Below are 18,379 nucleotides of genomic sequence, written 5' to 3'. Positions count from 1 at the left end.
GTCAGTAGCCGAGCCGGTTGAGCTTCTTGGGGTCGTCCTGCCACTCCCCGAGCACGGTGACGTGCAGGTCCAGGTGCACCCGGGCGCCGAGCAGGGTCTCCATGCCCTGGCGGGCCTCGGTGCCGATCGCCTTGATGATCTCCCCGCCGCGGCCGAGCAGCATCGGCTTCTGGCTGGGGCGCTCGCAGTGCAGCAGCGCGTGCACCTCGACCAGCTCGCCGTCCGGCCGCTTGGGGTCGGGGCGGCGGGTCATCTCCTCGATCGTGACCGCGAGGGAGTGCGGCACCTCCTGGAAGACCTTCTCCAGCGCCGCCTCCCGCACGAGCTCGGCGAGCTGCCGCTCGACGTCCTCGTCGGTGGTCTGCTCCTCGGGGTACAGCGGCGGCCCCTCGGGCAGCAGGCCGACCAGGAGGTCCTCCAGCAGCTCGACCTGGTCACCGGCCACCGCGCTCACCGGCACGACCTCGGCGGCCTCGACCAGCGCGCTGGCGGCCACGAGCTGCTCGGCGACCTGCTTCTTGCTCGCCACGTCGGTCTTGGTGACCACCACGACGACCGGCGCCGCCACCTCGCGCAGCTGCCGGGCGATGAACCGGTCGCCGGTGCCGACGGGCTGGTCGGCCGGCACGCAGAACACGACGACGTCGACCTCGGACAGGGTGTCGCGGACGACGTCGTTGAGCCGGCGGCCGAGCAGGCTCTTGGGCTTGTGCAGGCCGGGGGTGTCGACCAGCACCAGCTGCCCACCGGGGCGGTGGACGACGCCGCGGATGGCGTGCCGGGTGGTCTGGGGACGGTTGCTGACGATGCCGACCTTCTCGCCGACCAGCGCGTTGGTGAGCGTGGTCTTGCCGGCGTTGGGGCGGCCCACCAGACAGGCGAAGCCGCTGCGGTACGGCTGGTCCGGTGTGCTCACGCCGTCCAGTCTCCCACCGGGGCCCGACACCCCCGCTCGGTCGCCGCTCCCGGGGTGTTGCCGGTGCTCCGCGGGTCCTGCGGCACCTCCGGAGCGCGGGGAACGAGCCCGGGGCGACCTGGGAGGATGCCGGGGTGGCTGGTCGGAGGCGGGAGCGGGACGAGACCCCGGTGGTGCGGGCGCTGCGGGAGCAGGAGCGGCACGCGACCCAGGTCGCGGCGTACGGCTTCTTCCCCGCCCGTGGCCCGCGGCGGTCGGCGACGGTCACCCCGGCGCCGCTGCACTACTGGCAGTACGACCCGCCCCGGCCCTGGCTGCTGCTCACCGCGGCGCTGTTCGTCGCCGCCTGGCTGGCGCTGTTCGCCTGGACCGGCGGGACGTCGGCGGTGCTCGGCGAGCTGCCGCTGGCGCTGGTGCTCGGCGGCGCCGTCGTCGTGCTGTCCACCGCCCGGCTGACCGTCTCCGACTCCGGGCTCTCCTTCGACGTCGCCGGGCTGCGGCGGACGTCGTCGCTGCACGTGGTGCCCCGCAGCCTGGTGCGCGAGGTCCGCCGCGGCACCCCGCCCGAGGGCTGGCCGAAGGCGCGGTCGCGGGGCGGGTGGTGGCCCGGGCGGACGCGGGTCGCCGTCCGGCACCTGGCCGGCGGCGAGGACAAGGCGTTCACCGTGTGGGTCCGCGACCCCGCGGCCTTCGCCGGGGCCCTGGGCGTGCCGCTGGGCTGACCCGGCCCGGCGCCCCGGCCGTGCGGCCTCAGGCGGTGGTGCGGACGGCGCCGTCGGGCCCGGCCAGGAACACCGGCGCGGACGGCGTGAGGTCGCGCACCGCGGCCAGCCCGGCCTCCTCGACCGCCGCGGCGCCCGACACCACCGCCGCGGCCTCGAGCCCCTCGACGCCGCTGGAGACGGCGGCGGCGACGGCGGCCTGCAGCGCCGAGAGCTCCAGCGACGGGAGGACGACCGAGGCGGCCACGTAGGTGCGGCCGTCGGTGTCACGCACGGCCGCTCCCTCGGGCGCGCCGGTGCGGCCGCGGGCGGAGCGGGCGAGGGTGACGAGCTTGGCGTCCTCGGGCTGCAGATCGATCACGACGGGTCAGCTTTCCACGGCGGCCGGCACGTCCGCCCGGGTGGCTCCCGACTCGGGGGTGTCCTCGGTGTCGGGCTCGGCGGCCCGGCAGACCAGGAGGGTGTCGATCCGGTTCCGGCGTCCCCCCGTGCTCTCGGCGACCAGCCGCAGCCCGGCGACCTCCGCGGCCGAGCCCTCGATCGGGACCAGGCCCAGCTCCCGGGCGAGCAGCCCGCCGACGGTCTCCACGTCGTCGTCCTCGGGGAGCTCGACGTCGAACAGCTCGGCGAGGTCGCCGACCGGCAGCCGGGCGGTGATCCGCACCGAGCCGTCGGCCAGGTGCTCCACCGGCGGTCGCTGGACGGCGTCGTGCTCGTCGGCGATCTCGCCGACGATCTCCTCGAGGATGTCCTCGATGGTCACCAGGCCGGCGAAGCCGCCGTACTCGTCGACCACGATCGCGATGTGGATGCGCTGGGCCTGCATGTCGCGGAGCAGCTCGTCGACGGGCTTGGACTCCGGCACGAACGTGGGCGGGCGCATCAGCTCCTCGACGCGCGGGCCGTTCTTCGGGTCGTGGACGCCCTGGGACCGGCGGACGAGGTCCTTGAGGTAGACCACGCCCACGACGTCGTCGACGTTCTCGCCGATGACCGGCAGCCGGCTGAACCCGCTGCGCAGCGCCAGCGCCAACGCCTGGCGGACGGTCTTGCTGCGCTCGATCCAGACCACGTCGGTGCGCGGCACCATGACCTCGCGGGCGATGGTGTCGCCCAGCTCGAACACCGAGTGGATCATGTTGCGCTCGCCGGACTCCACGACGCCGCGCTCCTCGGCCATGTCGACCAGCTCGCGCAGCTCGACCTCGGAGGAGAACGGCCCGTCGCGGTAGCCGCGGCCGGGGGTGATCATGTTGCCGACGAGGATCAGCAGCGTGGCCACCGGCCCGAGCAGCCGCCCCAGCAGCCGGATGACGCCCGCGGTGCGCAGCGCGAAGCCGTAGGCGTGCTGGCGGCCCAGGGTGCGCGGGCCGACGCCGACGAGCACGTAGCTGACGACGGTCATGACGCCGGCCGCGGTGAGCACCGTCTGCCAGCCGCCGCCCCACATCCGGTAGAGCACGACGGTGCCCAGGACGGCGGCGACCATCTCGCAGGCGATCCGCAGCAGCAGGAGCAGCGAGACGTGCCGAGCCCGCTCGCCGACGACGTCCTCGAGGACCGCGGCCCGCTTGACGCCGTCGCGCCGCAGCTCCTCGACCCGGGCCCGGGAGACCCGCTGGAGGGCGGCGTCCATGGCGCCGAAGGCACCGGCGAGCGGGATGAGGCAGACGGCGATCACCAGCAGGGTGATCTCGCCGGAGCTCATCGGGGGCCCGGCCCCCGCTCGACGGCCTCACCGGTCATCGGCGCCCGCGGCGCGGAGCGCCAGCCCTCGAGCAGGGAGGACTGCAGGCCGAACATCTCCTTCTCCTCCTCGGGCTCCATGTGGTCGTAGCCGAGCAGGTGCAGCACGCCGTGCGTGGCGAGCAGGAGCAGCTCGTCGTCCATCGTGTGCCCGGCCGCGCGGGCCTGCCGGATGGCGACCGACGGGCACAGCACGACGTCGCCGAGCAGCGCCGGGCCCGGTTCGGGCTCGTCGGGGCGGCCGGTGTCCAGCTCGTCCATGGGGAAGGCGAGGACGTCGGTCGGCCCCTTCTCCCCCATCCAGCGCTCGTGCAGCGTGCTCATGTAGTCCGGGTCGACGCACAGCACCGACAGCTCGGCCATGGGGTTGACCCCCATCTCGCCGAGCACGTAGGTGCAGACCGCGGCGAGGGAGGACTCGTCGACGGCGATCTCGGACTCGTTGGCGACCTCGACGGGCACCGCGATCAGCTCCCCTGCCGGCGCGGCCGCGTCGGGCGCACCGGCGCCTGGCCCGTGGCCGGGCGGTTCTGCTGGTGGGCGGCGTCCCAGCGCTCGTAGGCGTCGACGATGTCGCCGACCAGCCGGTGACGGACGACGTCGGAGCTGGTCAGGTTGGCGAAGTGCACGTCCTCGATCCCGTCGAGGATCTCGCGGACGATCTTCAGCCCGCTCTGCGCGCCGCCGGGCAGGTCCACCTGGGTGACGTCGCCGGTGACGACGATCTTGGAGCCGAAGCCGAGCCGGGTGAGGAACATCTTCATCTGCTCGGCGGTGGTGTTCTGCGCCTCGTCGAGGATGACGAACGCGTCGTTGAGCGTGCGCCCGCGCATGTAGGCCAGCGGGGCGACCTCGATCGTGCCGGACTGCATCAGCCGCGGGATCGACTCGGGGTCGACCATGTCGTGCAGCGCGTCGTACAGCGGCCGCAGGTAGGGGTCGATCTTCTCCGACAGCGTGCCGGGCAGGTAGCCCAGCCGCTCGCCGGCCTCCACCGCGGGGCGGGTGAGGATGATCCGGTTGACCTGCTTGGTCTGCAGCGCCTGCACGGCCTTGGCCATGGCCAGGTAGGTCTTGCCGGTGCCGGCCGGGCCGATGCCGAAGACGACGGTGTGCGCGTCGATGGCGTCCACGTAGCGCTTCTGGTTCAGCGTCTTGGGCCGGATCGTGCGCCCGCGGCGGCTGATGATGTCGAGGCTGAGCACGTCGGCCGGGCGCTCGGCGCCGCCGGCGCGCAGCATGCCGATGACCCGGCGCACCGAGTCCGGCCGCAGCGCCTGGCCGGTGCCCAGCAGGGCGATCAGCTCGTCGAACACGGCGACGGCGAAGGCGTTGTCGGCCGGCTGGCCGGTCACGGCGATCTCGTTGCCGCGCACGTGGACGTCGGTGTCGACCTCGTCCTCGACCAGCCGGAGCAGCTCGTCGGCCGACCCCAGCAGGGCCACCATGGAGACGGATTCGGGGACGGTGATCGTGGTCCGCACGGCAGCGGGGACGCCCGCGAGGCCGGTGGCGGACGGGGCGGGCGTACCGAGATGGCCGTCCGCCGCTGCGGCCTGCGCCGAGGCCTCACGGGACGTGAGGGCTCCGGGCGCGGGGACGTTCGAGGAGGAGTCGGGCAAGAACCCTCGACCCTGCCTTCCTGCGGAGGGGGTGCGGACACTGCGAGTCTACCCGCGCGGCACCCCGTGAACCGCCGGTCGAGGCGCAGGTCACCGGCCCGAGTACGTGGCCCTGCCCGGCCCCTCGGTCAGGAAGGAGCGCACGGCGCCGCGCAGGTCCTCGGTGCCGAACAGCGCCCCCGACACCTCGGGGACCAGGTCGTCGGCGGCCCGGGCGCCCCGGCGGACGGCGGTGGCGACCAGCGTCTTGGTGGCCGCGTGCGCGACGGTCGGCCCCGCGGCGACCTGCCGGGCGTAGGCGCGCGCGGCCTCGGCGAACCCGTCGTCGGGGAGCACCCGGTTGACCACGCCCCACCGTTCCAGCACCGCGGCCGGGTAGCGCTCGCCGGTGAAGACCAGCTCCTTCGCGCGGGCCGGCCCGGCGCGCTCGGCCAGGCGCTGCGGCCCGCCCATCGAGGGGGTCAGCCCGACGACGATCTCGACCAGCCCGAACGACGCCCGCTCCGCGGCCAGCAGCACGTCGCAGGCCAGCGCCAGCTCGAAGGCGGCGGTCAGGGTCAGCCCGTGCGCGGCGAAGACCGTCGGCACCGGGAGGTCCTCCACGGTCTGCGCCACCCGCAGCAGGCGGCGCCAGAGCTCGGCGCCCCGCTCGGTGGGCTCCGGCCCCTCGGCGATGTCGCGGAAGAACGTGACGTCCACACCGCCGGAGACGACCTTCCCCCGGGCCTCGACGAGCACCGCGCGGGCCCGGCCGGGGTCGCCGGGGTCGGTGAGCGTGACCAGCTCGCCGGCGACCCGCTCGATCGCGTCGAAGACCGGGGCGTCGAAGAGGTTCAGCGGCGGGTTGTCCAGGACGACGACGGCGACGTCGCCATCCCGCTCGATGCGCACGGGCTCGGTCATGGCGCCACCCTGTCGCCGAGGGCCGGAAACGGCCACCCGGCCCTCCCGCGGGTCAGCCGACGACGCGCAGGTGGTGGTCGCGCTTGACCCGGTACATCGCCTCGTCGGCGCGGGTCAGCAGGGTCTCCGGCGCGTCCCCGGGACGGGACAGCGCAGCCCCGACACTGACGCCGACGCGCACCTCGACCCCGCCGGCCGGGCCACCGTCGACCACCAGCGGCGCGCCCACCGCGCGCTCGATGCGCTCGGCCACCACGGCGGCGGCCGCCTCGGTCGGCACGTCGGGGCAGACGACGAGGAACTCGTCCCCGCCCAGCCGGCCCACCGTGTCACCGGGTCGCACCGCGGTCTGCAACCGCCGGGCGGTCTCGCGCAGCACCGCGTCACCGGCCGCGTGACCCCACGAGTCGTTGACCGCCTTGAACCCGTCGAGGTCGCAGAACAGGACCGCCACCGGGGTCCCCGAGCGCACCGACCCCTGCAGGCCGTGGCGCACCCGGTCCACCAGCAGCCCGCGGTGCGGCAGGCCGGTGAGCGTGTCGTGCAAGGCCTCGGCACGCAGCTGGTCCTCGAGCTGTCGCTGGCGGGTGATGTCGGCCATCGTCACGACGCCACCGAGCAGTTCGCCGTCCGGACCGTGGATGGGGGCACCGGTCACGGACAGTCGGCGGCCGGGTCCGCTCCCCGCCGCGGCGACCACCTCCACCTCCCCCACCGACTCGCCCCGCAGCACCCTGGTCAGCGGCAGCTCCTCGTCCCGCAGGAGGGTGGTCGCGTCGGGGCCGTACAGGCCGAGGTGCCGGGCGACGCCCGCGCCCAGCACGTCCTCCGGACCGGCGGCCCCGTGCCACGAGCGGCTGACCCGGTTGACCAGCTGCAACCGCCCCTCGGCGTCCGCCGCCACCACCCCGACGGGCAGGGCGTCCAGGAGCGCCTGGTCGAACGCCCGGGCACGGGCCAGCTGGGCGGCCAGCTCGCCGACCAGGCGGCTCTGCCGGACACGCTCGAGCAGTGCGACGACGACCTCGGCGAGGTCGGCCAGCCGCCGCAGGTCCAGCGCGCTGAACTCGTGCGGCTCCGGGTCGAAGACGCACAGCGTGCCGATCACGGCGCCGTCCACCCGCAGCGGGGCGCTCGCGTACCCGCGGACGTGGCCGCGGCGGCCGTCCACCCACGGGTTGGTGGCGAACCGGGGGTCCTCGCGCAGGTCGGCGCAGGCGAACACCCCCTCGGTCAGCCCGCGGGTCTGGTGACACAGGGACTCGGTGCGCGGGGAGGAGCCGCCGACGAAGCCGTGGGTGGCCAGCTGGCACTGCTCCTCGACCCCGAGGATGTTCGCCGTCGCGCAGGGCGCCTCGAGCAGGGCGGCGGCCAGCCGCACGATCGTGTGCAGCTCGGCGTCGGCCAGGGCCCCCGGGTCGTCATCGGTCACGCCACGGGCATCGGCGCGCGGGGCGCGCCGGTGCAGCGTCGGGGTCCACGTCCTCACCCGGAGGGGGCGGACCTCAGCCGGGCGGCCAGGTGAGGTGCCGGCCGCCGAGGACGTGCAGGTGGACGTGGTGCACCGTCTGCCCCGCCGCCGGGCCGGTGTTGGTGACCACCCGGTAGCCGGGCTCGACGTCGTGCTCCGTGGCCAGCCCCTCCTGCACCGCCACCGCGTGCGCGGCCCCGACGACCGCGGCCAGCAGCTCGGGGTCGGCCCCGGCGAGCGCGGCCACGGTGGGGTGGTGGTCCTTGGGGATCACCAGCACGTGCGTCGGCGCCTGCGGGTTGATGTCCCGGAAGGCGAGGGTCCGGTCGGTCTCGTGCACGACCGTGGCCGGGACCTCGCCGGCGACCATGCGGCAGAAGAGGCAGTCCGTCACGGGGGTGACCCTAGAAGGACCCCGTCCTCCCCACCCCTCGCAGGCTCGGGGCGGGCCCCGGGACGGGGCCGAGAGCCGAGGGAGACCCCGTCCTCCCCACCCCTCACAGGCTCGGGGCGGGCCCCGGGACGGGGCCGAGAGCCGAGGGAGACCCCGTCCTCCCCACCCCTCGCAGGCTCGGGGCGGGACCCCGGCGTCACCGCTGCTCGGGGCGGGCCCCCGGGGACGCAGGCTCGGGGCGGGACCCCGGCGTCACCGCTGCTCGGGGCGGGCCTCGACCCCGAGGTAGGCCTGCACGATGCGCTCGTCGGCCAGCAGCTGGTCCGCCGCACCCGAGTGCACGACCTGCCCGCTCTGCAGCACGTAGCCGTGGTCGGCCGCGCGCAGCGCCCGCCGGGCGTTCTGCTCCACGAGCACGACCGTGGTGCCCGACGCCCGGATCTCCTCGATCACCCGGAAGACCTCGTCGACGATCTTGGGAGCCAGGCCCATCGAGGGCTCGTCCATCAGCATGACCGTCGGCGCGGCCACCAGGGCCCGTGCGATGGCGAGCATCTGCTGCTCGCCGCCGGAGAGCGAGCCGGCCGGCAGGGCGCGCCGCTGCGCCAGCACCGGGAAGCGGTCGTACACCGCGTCGATGGCGCGCTGCGCGGTACCGCCGGTGTGCCACGCCCCCATCTGCAGGTTCTCCTCGATGGTCAGCGTGGCCAGGATCTGCCGGCCCTCGGGCACCTGCACCAGCCCCCGGCCGACCAGCTGGTGCGCCGGGGTGCGGGTGACGTCGCGGCCCTCGAACGTGATCCGCCCGCCCGCCGGGCGCAGGATCCCGGACACGGCGTTGATGACCGAGGACTTCCCGGCGCCGTTGGCCCCGACCAGCGTGACCAGGGAGCCCCGGTCGGCGGTGAAGGAGACGCCCCGGACGGCCTCGACCCGGCCGTAGCTGACGCGGAGGTCCTCCACGTGGAGGACGGGGTCGCTCATGTCGCGTTCCTCGGGGTGGTGTCGGGTGGGTCGAGCGTGCCGGCCGCGCCGGGGTCGACGTTGGTGACGGCGGCGGGCGGCCCCGCGTCGGCGTCGCCGCCGGTGGGGTCGGGGAGGGTGCCCTCGGCGATGGACCCGGTGACCGGCTCGTCCTCCGCCGTGCCGAGGTACGCCTCGATGACGGCGGGGTCGGCCGCGATCTCCGCCGGTGAGCCGCTGGCGATGACCTGACCGAAGTCGAGCACGACCACCCGGGTGCAGGTCTCCAGGACCATCCCGACGTTGTGCTCGATGAACAGGATCGTCAGCCCGCCCTCGGCCAGGGAGCGGATCAGGTCCGACAGGCCCGCCGCCTCGACGTGGTTCATGCCGGCGGCCGGCTCGTCGAGGATCAGCAGGGAGGGGTCCGAGGCGAGCGCGCGGGCGATCTCCAGTCGCCGCTGGTCGCCGTAGGACAGGGACGACGCCCGGTTGCCGGCGAGCTCCCCCAGCCCCACCCGCTGCAGGCACCGGGCCGCGTGCTCCAGGGAGGCCCGCTCGTCGCGCCGGGCCGAGGGCAGCCACAACAGGCGGCGCAGGAAGGTGGGCCGGCTGACCAGGTGCGCCCCCACCAGCACGTTCTCCAGCGCCGAGAGGCGGTTGAACAGCTTGGAGTGCTGGAACGTCCGGCTCACCCCGGCCGCGGCGACCCGGTGCACCGGGGTGCGCCCGACCGGGACGCCCAGCACCGTGGCGGAGCCCGAGGTGGGCGGCACCAGGCCGCTGATCATGTTGACCAGGGTGGTCTTGCCCGCGCCGTTGGGGCCGATGAGCCCCACGACCTCGCCGCTGCCGATGTCCAGGTCGACGTCCCGGACGGCGTGCACCCCGCCGTACTCCTTGCCCAGCCCGGAGAGGGAGACCACCGTCTCCCCCGGGGCGGGGTGGCGGCGGACGGCGAGGTGCGACGTCCCGCCGTCCTCGCCGCCGGCGGCCGGCGACGGCATGCGGGTGCGGCGCGGGATCAGGCTGGCCAGCCCACCCGGCAGGAAGAGGATCACCACGAGCAGCAGCAGGCTGGCCAGGAAGGGACGGATCCACCCCGCCTCGACCCCGACGGCCCGCTGGATCTCGGGGACCATCGTCTGGAACCCGCTGCCCAGCAGCGGGCCGAGGAACATCGTGGAGCCACCGACCACGGCGGTGACCAGGCCCTCCACCGCGGCGGAGAAGTCGAAGTCGCCCGGCGCGATGAGCCGCACGTAGTAGGCGAACAGGACGCCGTACAGGCCGGCCACCGCGCCGGCGGTGGTGAAGGCGGCGAGCCGGTGGCGGCCCACGTCGATGCCCATGGACCGGGCGGCGAGCTCGTCCTCACGGATCGCCTCGAGCGCCCGGCCATAGCGGGAGCGGCCCATCCGCCAGAACCAGTAGGCGACGACGGCCAGCGCGGTCCACGCCATCCCGACGGTCAGGATGCGCGGCACCCCGAGCCCCTGGGCGCCGCCGGTCCACTCCTGGTTGAGCAGCACGACCCGCACCGCCTCGGCGAACCCGAGCGTGGCGATGGCCAGGAAGACCCCGCGCAGGTGCATCGTCGGCAGGCCCAGCACGACGGCGGCGAGGGCGCCGACCGCCATGCCGATCGCGACCGCGACCAGCAGCGCCGGTACGTCGCCGACGTCGTCCCCGCTGGGGGCGAGGGTGACGGCGGTGAACGCCGCCACGGACGCGAACCCGGCCTGACCGAGGCTCAGCTGCCCGGCGATGAGGACCGCGTAGAAGGAGTAGGCGAAGATCGCCCCGAGGGCGATGAAGGTGAGGGTGGTCGCGTACTCGGCGAGCATCAGACCTCCCGGACCCTTCGGGCGCCGAGCAGGCCCTGGGGTCGCAGCAGCAGGATGAGGAACAGCAGTCCGAAGGCGATCACGTCGCGCCAGGACGAGCCGATGTACTGGACGGCGAACACCTCGGCGAGCCCGAGGACCAGGCCGCCGATGAGCGCGCCGGGCAGCGATCCCATGCCCCCGACGATGATCACGGCCAGCCCCTTGAGCTCGATGGCCGAGCCCATGCCGAGCTGCGCGGTGTTCACGTTGATGGCGAACAGCACGCCGGCGACCGCCCCCAGCGCCGAGGAGATCGCGAACGTGACCGCGGTGATCCGGTCGACGTTGACGCCCAGCACGCGGGCCGCCGTCGGGTTCTCCGCGACGGCGCGCATGCCACGGCCCAGCCGGGTCCTGGTGACCATGTAGGTCAGCGCGACCATCAGGGCGAGCGAGACGGCCAGGATGACCACCTGCACGAGCGTCACCTGGGCGCCGGCCACCTCGAAGCGCGTGTCGGGGAACGACCCGGCCGGGAACCGGCGGGTGTCCGGGCCGTACCGCCACTGCAGCAGGGCGACGACCATGCCGGCCAGGGCGATGGAGGAGATCAGCCCGGCGAAGTGGGCGTCAGCCCTGCCCTTGAGGGGGCGGAAGGCCAGCCGCTCGATGAGCAGGCCGAGGACGGCGCCGAAGACGAACACGATCGGCAGCGCCGCCCACAGGGACAGCCCGCCCCGCTCCACCAGCTCGATGCCGACGAAGGCCGACGCGGCGAACACCGCGGGGTGGGCCAGGTTCAGCCGGTCGAGGATGCCGAAGACCAGTGTGAAACCGATGGCGAACAGCGCGTAGATCGATCCGATGAAGATGCCGTTGAGGAGCTGCTGCACAGCCGTTCCTGTCTGGTCGTGAGTGCGGGCCCCGGGTCGCGGGGGCCCGGCGCGGGGACCCGGGGACGGGCCCCCGCGCGGGAGGTGCCGAGTGCCCCCGGCCGGGTCACCCGGCCGGGGACGACTGCCGGGTCACTCCAGGACGGCGAACGCGCCGTCCCGGACGACCTGCACGACCGCCGGGTGGACCGCGTCGCGGTTCTCGTCGATGGAGAACTCGCCGAGCACGGTGGGGACGCCCTCCAGCTGGCCGAGCGCCTCCTTGATGCTCTCGCGGTCGGCCGCGCAGTTGGCGCGCACGGCCTGGTCGACGAGCATCAGGCCGGCGAACGCCTGCGCGGCGAACTGGTCGGGCTGGGTGCCGTACTCCGCGTGGAAGGCCTCGAGGAAGGCGGTGTTCTCCGGGTTCTGCGACGCGGAGTTCCACGCCGCGCCCACGACCACGCCCTCGGCCGCCTCGCCGGCGTCGGCCATCAGCCGCGGGTTGTTGAACCCGTTGCCGCCGATGATCGGCACGTCGATGCCCATCTCCCGGGCCTGGGTCACCAGCGGGACCGCGGCCTCGATCAGCGCGGACACCACCAGCGCGTCGGGGTTGCTGGCCTGGGCCTGGGTCAGGAGGGCGCGGAAGTCGGTGTCGGACTTGGAGAAGGTGATCGTCTCGGCGACCCCGACGCCCTCGTCCTCCAGCGCGGCCGCGAAGGCCTCGTAGCCGGACTCGGTGAACGCGTCGTCGTTGCTGTACATCACGACCACGTTCTGCAGCCCGAACTCCTCCGTGGCCTTGGCGATGGTCTGCGGGATGACCGCCTGCTCGGTGAGGGAGTTCCGGAAGACGTAGTCGCCGATGTCGGTGATGCCCGCGGCGGTGTTCGAGATCCCGAGCACCGGCACCCCGGCCTCCTGGGCGATCGGGTCGGCCTGCACGGCGGCGTTGGACAGCGTCGGCCCGATGATCAGGCTCACGTCGTCGGAGACGAACTGGTCGAAGACGGTGATGCCCTGGCGCGGGTCGGTCTGGTCGTCCTCGATCCGCAGGTCGTAGGTGACCCCGCCCTTCTCGGCGAGCTGCGCGGCGGCCAGTTCCAGGCCGCGCTGCTGCGACTCGCCGTAGCTCGCCGCCGCGCCGGTCAGGCTGAGGACGGCCCCGATGGGCACCTCGCCCTCGATGGTGCAGGAGTCGCCGCTGCCCTCGCCGGCGAGGTCGCCGGACGCGGCGGACCCGCCGCCCTCCCCGCCGGAGCCGCAGGAGGCGAGGACGAAGACCGCCGCGGTCGCGACGGCGGCGGTGTGGAGCTTGGCGCGCATGTCTCTCCCCTCGTCGTGCACGACCACCGCACCGGGCCCACGGGACCCGCGTCGAGCGCCGCCCCCGGCGGCCGACCCGGTCGCCGCGGGGCGCGGTCGTCGTGCGGCCGGCCGGTACCGGCCGGCGCATTGCCGGGCTCACAGTAAGCACGCCCGTGGGGGACTCCGCGCGCCCGACCCGGCCACCGTGCCCAGAACGTGACCGGCCGGTCCGGGAGCGGGTCCGGGGCGAGGCGGGCGACAGGAACCCGACCTGCCGGCAGTGCAGGATGGGGCGTCCCCGCCCCCTCCCCCGGAGGTGTCCCGTGCCCGCCCCCACCCCCTGCTCGAGGACGTAGTGAGCACCCGTCGCGTCGCCCGGTCGGGTGTCCTCGAGTCCCAGTCCCTCCTCCCCCCGCTCTCCCGCCGCACCCTGCTGGCCGGTGCCGGCGTCGCGCTGGCCGCCGCGGTCACCGGCTGCAGCCGCTCCTCCCCCGTGGCGGCGTCCACCCCCGCCGAGGCCGGTCCCCTGCGCATCGGCGCCATCCCCGACCAGGACCCCGAGCTCCTCCAGCGCCTCTACGGCACCGTCGCCGACTCGATGTCGGCCGCGCTGGACCTCGACGTGGAGTACCACCCGGTCACCGACTACGGCGCGGCGGTCTCCCTGTTCCGCACCGGCGACCTGGACCTCGTCTGGTTCGGCGGGCTCACCGGCGTCCAGGCCCGGCTGCAGACCCCCGGCGCCGAGCCGATCGCGCAGCGCGACATCGACGAGCGGTTCACCTCGGTGTTCGTCGTCAACGCCGGCACCGGCCTCGCCCCGGCCGACGACCTCGCCGCGCTGGCGCCGCTGCGGTTCACCTACGGCAGCGAGACCTCGACCTCCGGCCGCCTCATGCCGGCGTACTTCCTCCGCGGGGCCGGCGTCGACCCGCAGGGCTTCCCCGGCGGGCCCGGCTTCTCCGGCTCCCACGACGCCACCCTGGAGCTGGTCGCCTCGGGCAGCTACCAGGCCGGCGTGCTGAACGAGCAGGTCTGGACGTCGCGGTCGCAGGAGGGCGCCGTCGACCCGGCCGTCGTCCTGTACACCGAGACGCCGCCGTACCACGACTACCACTGGCTGCTCGGCCCGCGCGCCGCGCAGCGGCTCGGCGCCGACGACCTCCGCGACCGGCTGACCGGCTACCTCACCGGGCTGTCGGCCGACGACCCGGACGACGCCGAGGTGCTGGAGCTGTTCGGCGCGGGCTCCTTCATCCCGACCGAGGCCGGCAACTACGACCAGATCGAGGAGATCGGCCGCGACCTCGGGCTGGTCAGCTGACCGCCGTCCTGCGGCTCTCCGGCGTCGAGGTCCGGTTCGGCGGGACGACGGCGCTGGCCGGGGTCGACCTCACGGTCGGCCCCGGCGAGCGGGTCGCCCTCGTCGGCGCCTCCGGCGCGGGGAAGTCGACGCTGCTGGGGCTGGCCAACGGGTCGGTGACGCCGACGGCGGGCGAGGTACGGGTGCTGGACGCCGACCCCGCCGCGCACTCCGGCCGGCGGCTGCGCGCGCGGATCGGCACCGTGCACCAGCACCTGGAGCTCGTCGGTCCGCTGCGGGTGGTGCACAACGTGAACGCCGGGCGGCTGGCCCACTGGTCGGCGGCCCGCGCGGCGTGGTCGCTGGTCCGGCCGCAGGGCGTCGCGGACGTCGTCGCCGCGCTCGAGCGGGTCGGGCTGGCCGACCGCGTCTTCGAGCGCACCGAGCGCCTCTCCGGCGGCCAGCGGCAGCGGGTGGCGATCGCCCGGCTGCTCGTCCAGCAGCCCGACCTCGTCCTCGCCGACGAGCCGGCGTCCGCCCTCGACCCGGTGCTCGCCGACCGGGCGCTGGCGCTGCTGGGCGAACTGGCGCGCGACCGCGGCGGCGCACTGGTCGCCGCCCTGCACGACCCCGGGCTGGTGCTGCGGCACTGCGACCGGGTGGTCGGCCTGGCCGGCGGACGGGTGGTGCTCGACCGGCCCACCGCGGCCCTGTCCCCCGCCGACCTGGCCGAGCTGTACGGGGCAGCGGCGTGACGACCCTCCTCGACCGGCCCGTGCGGCCGGCCGCGCCGCGGCTGCGGCGGGACCGCCGCCGCTGGGCCTGGGCGCTGGGCTCGGCCGCGGTGCTCGTGTGGTCACTGGCCGGCGCCGGGTTGTTCACCGGCGAGGTGGTCAACCCCGGCGGGACGGCGCAGTTCGGCCGGTTCGCCGCGGCCGCGCTCGCCCCCGCCGTCGACGCGGGGTTCCTGGGCCTCCTGGCGACGTCGGCGCTGGTCACCGTCGCCTACGCCGCGCTGGGCACCGCGCTGGCGCTGGTCCTCGGCGCGGTCGGTGCGGTGCTGGTCTCCCGCACCACCTGGGGACGACGGCGGCTGGGGTGGGCGCTGTCCCGCGGCGTCCTCGCGGTGCCCCGGGGACTGCACGAGGCGGTGTGGGGGCTGCTGCTGGTCAACGTGCTGGGTCTGGACCCGTGGGTCGGCGTGCTGGCGATCGGCATCCCCTACGGCGCGGTCACCGCCAAGGTCTTCGCCGACCTGGTCGACGAGGTGCCGCGCGGGGCGTACTCGGCCCTCCTGGCCGCCGGCGCCGGGCGGGCGCCGGCCGCGCTGTACGGGCTGCTGCCGCCGGCGGCGGGCGGGTTGCTCTCCTACGCGTTCTACCGGCTGGAGTGCGCGGTCCGCTCCGCCGTCGTCCTGGGCATGGTGGGCGCCGGCGGGCTCGGGTACCAGCTGACGCTGTCGTTCGCGTCCCTGCGGTGGGAGCAGGTGTGGTCGTGCGTCTACGCCCTGGCGCTGCTGTGCCTGGGCGCCGACGTCGCCGGGCGGGCGGTGCGCCGCCGGCTGGCCGCGCCGCCGTCCGGCCCGCGGCGGGACCCGCTGCTCACCGGGGCGGTCGCCGGCGCGCTCGCGCTGGTCGCCTGGTCGTGGGGGTACCTGGCGGTGTCCCCGGCGACGCTGGTGTCCGCGCGCACCGGCGAGCAGCTGGCCTACGTCCTGGGCGCGGCGTGGCCGCCGGCGACCGACGGCGCCCTGCTGCACTCGGTCGCGGCGCTCGCCGTGGACACCGTGCAGATGTCGGTCATCGCCATCGCCGTCGCGACGCTGGGGGCGGTGCTGCTGGCCGGGGTGGCGGCCCGGCCGCGCGGGCGGACGTCCCCGGTGCGGTGGGGCGCCGGGGCCGCCGTCCGCGTCGCGCTGCTGCTCCTGCGCGCCGTCCCGCCGCCGGTCTGGGCGCTGGTGCTGCTGTTCGTGCTGCTCCCGGGGGTGCTGCCGGGTGCGCTGGCGCTGGGCGTGTACACCCTCGGCGTCCTGGGCCGGCTCGCCGCGGAGGCCACCGAGGAGCTCGACCCGCGGCCGCGGGCGGCGCTGGCCGCGCTCGGCGCCCGGCCGGTCGGTGCGTGGCTGTACGGGGTGCTGCCCGGCGCGGCGGGGCCGGTGCTGGCCTACGCGCTGTACCGCTGGGAGGTCGTCATCCGCGACACCGTGCTGGTCGGCCTGCTGGGCGCCGGCGGGCTGGGGGCGCTGCTGGCCTCGGAGGTGGCCGCCTTCGACTGGGGCGCGGTGACCACGGTGCTCGCCGCGGTCGTCGTCCTGACCTTCCTGGTCGACCTGGTCAGCGACCGCGCCCGGCACGCCCTGCGGTGAGACGAGGACGGCGGCCGCCGCGGGGCCGTCCGGGAGGACGGCGGTGCCACGGCCCCCTCAGGCCCAGCGGGTGCGGACCGACAGCGCCGCGAGGGTCGCCGCGCCCGCGGTGGAGGTGCGCAGCACCTCGGGGCCCAGCCGCACGGGCCGGGCACCGGCGGCGCTGAGCGCGACCACCTCGCCGTCGGAGAGCCCGCCCTCCGGGCCGACGACCACCGCGATCGTGCCGGTCGCGGGGAGGTCGACCCGCGACAGCGGGTGGCGGGCCTGCTCGTGCAGGACCAGCGCCAGGTCGACGTCGGCCAGGGCGCCGCACACCTGCCGGGTGGTCATGACGTCGGTGACCTCAGGCACCCGGGGACGCCGCGACTGCTTGCTCGCCGCCCGCGCCGCGGCCCGCCACTTCGCCACGCCCTTGGCCGCGCGGTCCTCCCGCCAGCGGGTCACGCAGCGCGCGGCGGCCCACGGGACGATCCGGTCGACGCCGAGCTCGGTGGCCAGCTCCACGGCCAGCGGCCCGCGCTCGCCCTTGGGCAGGGCCTGGACGAGCACCAGCTGCAGCGCCGGCGGCGGCACCTCGTGCCGCGCCGACACCCGCACCCGCAGCCCCTGGGGCCCGGCGGCGGCGACCTCGCCGTCGACCACGGTGCCGCGACCGTCCCCGACCCGCACCGACTCGCCCGGCGTCAGCCGCAGGACGTCGACGGCGTGCCGGCCCTCGGCGCCGTCGACCAGCAGCTCCTCGGCGTCGGGCAGCTCGTCGAGCAGGAACAGCGGGCTGCCGTCCAGCTCGGGCACGCGGTCGTCGGTCGCGACGGTCACTTCAGCGCGTCCCGGAGCTTGGAGAACAGCCCGCCCTGCCCCTCGGAGGACGACGCCGGCCGGTCCTCGCCGCGCAGCGCCGCGAGCTCGCGCAGCAGCTTCTCCTGCTCGGCGTCCAGGCGCGTCGGGGTCTCCACCTCGACGTGCACCAGGAGGTTGCCGCGCCCGGTGGCCCGCAGCCGCGGCGCGCCCTTGGCCCGCATGGTGAGGACGCTGCCGGACTGCGTGCCGGGCCGGATGTCGACCTCCTCCGCGCCGTCGAGGGTCTCCAGCGTGAGCGTGGTGCCCAGGGCCGCGGCGGTCATCGGCAGGGTGACCCGGCAGTGCAGGTCCTCACCGTCGCGGGTGAACACCGGGTGCGGCCGCTCGACGATCTCCACGTACAGGTCGCCGGCCGGACCGCCGCCGGGGCCGACCTCGCCGTGACCGGTGAGCCGGATCCGCATGCCGTCCTCGACGCCGGCCGGCACCTTGACCGGGATCGTGCGCCGCGCGCGGACCCGCCCGTCCCCGCCGCACTTGGGGCACGGCTCGGGGATGACCTGGCCGGTGCCGGCGCAGGTCGGGCAGGTGCGGGTGGAGACGACCTGGCCGAGGAAGGAGCGCTGCACGCTCTGCACCTCGCCGCGGCCCGAACACGTGGTGCAGGTGGTCGGGTGGGTGCCCGGCGCGGTGCCGGCCCCGGTGCAGGAGTCACAGAGCACGGCGGTGTCGACGGTGATGTCCCGGGTGGTGCCGAACACCGTCTCGTCGAGGTCCAGCTCGACGCGGATGAGCGCGTCACCCCCGGCACGGACGCGGCTGCGCGGGCCCCGCGCGGCGCCCCCGCCGCCGAAGAAGGCGTCCATGATGTCGCCGAGGCCACCGAAGCCGGCTCCGCCGAAGGGGTTGCCGGCCCCCGCGCCGGCGCCGTTGTCGAAGGGGTCACCGCCGAGGTCGACGATCCGGCGCTTCTCCGGGTCGGTCAGCGCCTGGTAGGCGCGGCTGACCTCCTGGAAGCGCTCCTTGGCGCCCGGGTCGGGGTTGACGTCGGGGTGGAGGTCCCGGGCCAGCCGCCGGTACGCCTTCTTGATCTCGCTGTCGGAGGCCCCGCGGGACAGCCCCAGGACGCCGTAGTAGTCGGTTGCCATCGAGAAGTCT

Annotated in this window: 18 protein-coding genes; 4 read left to right on the top strand and 14 right to left on the bottom strand. The window is 75.4% G+C overall.

The genetic code is table 11. The features are described from left to right. Position 1: 1 nt before the first annotated feature. Positions 2–916, bottom strand: a complete 915-nt coding sequence (gene era, locus ACI79E_RS03320) for a GTPase Era (RefSeq protein ID WP_456931117.1) — start codon at positions 914–916, stop codon at positions 2–4. A 134-nt stretch (positions 917–1,050) separates the two neighbouring features. Here era and ACI79E_RS03315 point away from each other — a divergent pair, with 134 nt between their 5' ends. Beyond that, the gene (locus ACI79E_RS03315; protein WP_456931116.1) at positions 1,051–1,638 is read left to right on the top strand and encodes a hypothetical protein; all 588 of its coding nucleotides are present in this window, start codon (positions 1,051–1,053) and stop codon (positions 1,636–1,638) included. Positions 1,639–1,666: 28 nt separating this feature from the next. On the opposite strand, the gene ACI79E_RS03310 is transcribed toward ACI79E_RS03315, so the two are convergent. From ACI79E_RS03310 to ACI79E_RS03260, 11 genes are all read right to left on the bottom strand, one after another. Next, on the bottom strand, positions 1,667–1,999 hold the full coding sequence (locus tag ACI79E_RS03310) for a cytidine deaminase (protein ID WP_456931115.1): 333 nt from the start codon (positions 1,997–1,999) through the stop codon (positions 1,667–1,669). Between the two features lie 6 nt (positions 2,000–2,005). Then, the gene (locus ACI79E_RS03305) at positions 2,006–3,346 is read right to left on the bottom strand and encodes a hemolysin family protein (RefSeq protein WP_456931114.1); all 1,341 of its coding nucleotides are present in this window, start codon (positions 3,344–3,346) and stop codon (positions 2,006–2,008) included. Continuing rightward, entirely contained in the window at positions 3,343–3,846 is a 504-nt protein-coding gene (ybeY, locus tag ACI79E_RS03300) for an rRNA maturation RNase YbeY (protein ID WP_456931113.1), read from the bottom strand. The genes ACI79E_RS03305 and ybeY overlap by 4 nt, the downstream gene beginning before the upstream one ends. 5 nt (positions 3,847–3,851) lie before the next feature. Next, entirely contained in the window at positions 3,852–4,868 is a 1,017-nt protein-coding gene (locus tag ACI79E_RS03295) for a PhoH family protein (protein ID WP_456931112.1), read from the bottom strand. Positions 4,869–5,096: 228 nt separating this feature from the next. After that, the gene (locus ACI79E_RS03290; protein ID WP_456931111.1) at positions 5,097–5,909 is read right to left on the bottom strand and encodes an enoyl-CoA hydratase/isomerase family protein; all 813 of its coding nucleotides are present in this window, start codon (positions 5,907–5,909) and stop codon (positions 5,097–5,099) included. 52 nt (positions 5,910–5,961) lie between these two features. Further along, positions 5,962–7,341, bottom strand: coding sequence for a diguanylate cyclase domain-containing protein (locus ACI79E_RS03285; RefSeq protein WP_456931110.1), 1,380 nt, complete (start codon positions 7,339–7,341; stop codon positions 5,962–5,964). Between the two features lie 73 nt (positions 7,342–7,414). Then, positions 7,415–7,774, bottom strand: a complete 360-nt coding sequence (locus ACI79E_RS03280; protein WP_456931109.1) for a histidine triad nucleotide-binding protein — start codon at positions 7,772–7,774, stop codon at positions 7,415–7,417. A gap of 252 nt (positions 7,775–8,026) precedes the next feature. Continuing rightward, positions 8,027–8,758, bottom strand: coding sequence for an ABC transporter ATP-binding protein (locus ACI79E_RS03275; RefSeq protein ID WP_456931108.1), 732 nt, complete (start codon positions 8,756–8,758; stop codon positions 8,027–8,029). Next, positions 8,755–10,584 (bottom strand): branched-chain amino acid ABC transporter ATP-binding protein/permease, encoded by a 1,830-nt coding sequence (locus tag ACI79E_RS03270; protein ID WP_456931107.1) that lies wholly within the window; start codon positions 10,582–10,584, stop codon positions 8,755–8,757. Before ACI79E_RS03270 ends, ACI79E_RS03275 begins: the two co-directional genes overlap by 4 nt. Continuing rightward, positions 10,584–11,459, bottom strand: a complete 876-nt coding sequence (locus tag ACI79E_RS03265; RefSeq protein WP_456931106.1) for a branched-chain amino acid ABC transporter permease — start codon at positions 11,457–11,459, stop codon at positions 10,584–10,586. The genes ACI79E_RS03270 and ACI79E_RS03265 overlap by 1 nt, the downstream gene beginning before the upstream one ends. A gap of 132 nt (positions 11,460–11,591) precedes the next feature. After that, positions 11,592–12,767: an ABC transporter substrate-binding protein gene (locus ACI79E_RS03260; protein WP_456931105.1), complete on the bottom strand. Its 1,176-nt coding sequence runs from the start codon at positions 12,765–12,767 to the stop codon at positions 11,592–11,594. Between the two features lie 337 nt (positions 12,768–13,104). Between ACI79E_RS03260 and ACI79E_RS03255 the strand changes: the two genes are divergently transcribed. From ACI79E_RS03255 to ACI79E_RS03245, 3 genes are read left to right on the top strand one after another with little or no spacing between them, the layout of a single operon-like run. Next, positions 13,105–14,073, top strand: coding sequence for a putative selenate ABC transporter substrate-binding protein (locus tag ACI79E_RS03255; RefSeq protein ID WP_456931104.1), 969 nt, complete (start codon positions 13,105–13,107; stop codon positions 14,071–14,073). Then, positions 14,070–14,807, top strand: a complete 738-nt coding sequence (locus ACI79E_RS03250; protein ID WP_456931188.1) for a phosphonate ABC transporter ATP-binding protein — start codon at positions 14,070–14,072, stop codon at positions 14,805–14,807. Before ACI79E_RS03255 ends, ACI79E_RS03250 begins: the two co-directional genes overlap by 4 nt. Then, positions 14,804–16,417 (top strand): PhnE/PtxC family ABC transporter permease, encoded by a 1,614-nt coding sequence (locus ACI79E_RS03245; RefSeq protein WP_456931103.1) that lies wholly within the window; start codon positions 14,804–14,806, stop codon positions 16,415–16,417. The genes ACI79E_RS03250 and ACI79E_RS03245 overlap by 4 nt, the downstream gene beginning before the upstream one ends. 57 nt (positions 16,418–16,474) lie before the next feature. On the opposite strand, the gene ACI79E_RS03240 is transcribed toward ACI79E_RS03245, so the two are convergent. Beyond that, complete coding sequence (locus ACI79E_RS03240; RefSeq protein ID WP_456931102.1) at positions 16,475–17,239, bottom strand: 16S rRNA (uracil(1498)-N(3))-methyltransferase; 765 nt, start codon at positions 17,237–17,239, stop codon at positions 16,475–16,477. Next, positions 17,236–18,369 carry a molecular chaperone DnaJ gene (gene dnaJ, locus ACI79E_RS03235; RefSeq protein WP_456931101.1) on the bottom strand — a complete coding sequence of 378 codons (1,134 nt, stop codon included), beginning with the start codon at positions 18,367–18,369 and terminating at the stop codon, positions 17,236–17,238. The genes ACI79E_RS03240 and dnaJ overlap by 4 nt, the downstream gene beginning before the upstream one ends. Positions 18,370–18,379: the final 10 nt, after the last annotated feature.

It is taken from the genome of Geodermatophilus sp. SYSU D00079 (assembly GCF_054050635.1).
This window is presented reverse-complemented; position numbering and strand designations above follow the sequence as displayed.

Excerpts from the sequence above, each read along its gene's own strand:
- ACI79E_RS03305 (WP_456931114.1), bottom strand. The coding sequence starts at position 3,346 with ATGAGCTCCGGCGAGATCACCCTGCTGGTGATCGCCGTCTGCCTCATC.
- ACI79E_RS03290 (WP_456931111.1), bottom strand. The coding sequence starts at position 5,909 with ATGACCGAGCCCGTGCGCATCGAGCGGGATGGCGACGTCGCCGTCGTC.
- ACI79E_RS03275 (WP_456931108.1), bottom strand. The coding sequence starts at position 8,758 with ATGAGCGACCCCGTCCTCCACGTGGAGGACCTCCGCGTCAGCTACGGC.
- ACI79E_RS03270 (WP_456931107.1), bottom strand. The coding sequence starts at position 10,584 with ATGCTCGCCGAGTACGCGACCACCCTCACCTTCATCGCCCTCGGGGCG.
- ACI79E_RS03260 (WP_456931105.1), bottom strand. The coding sequence starts at position 12,767 with ATGCGCGCCAAGCTCCACACCGCCGCCGTCGCGACCGCGGCGGTCTTC.
- dnaJ (WP_456931101.1), bottom strand. The coding sequence starts at position 18,369 with ATGGCAACCGACTACTACGGCGTCCTGGGGCTGTCCCGCGGGGCCTCC.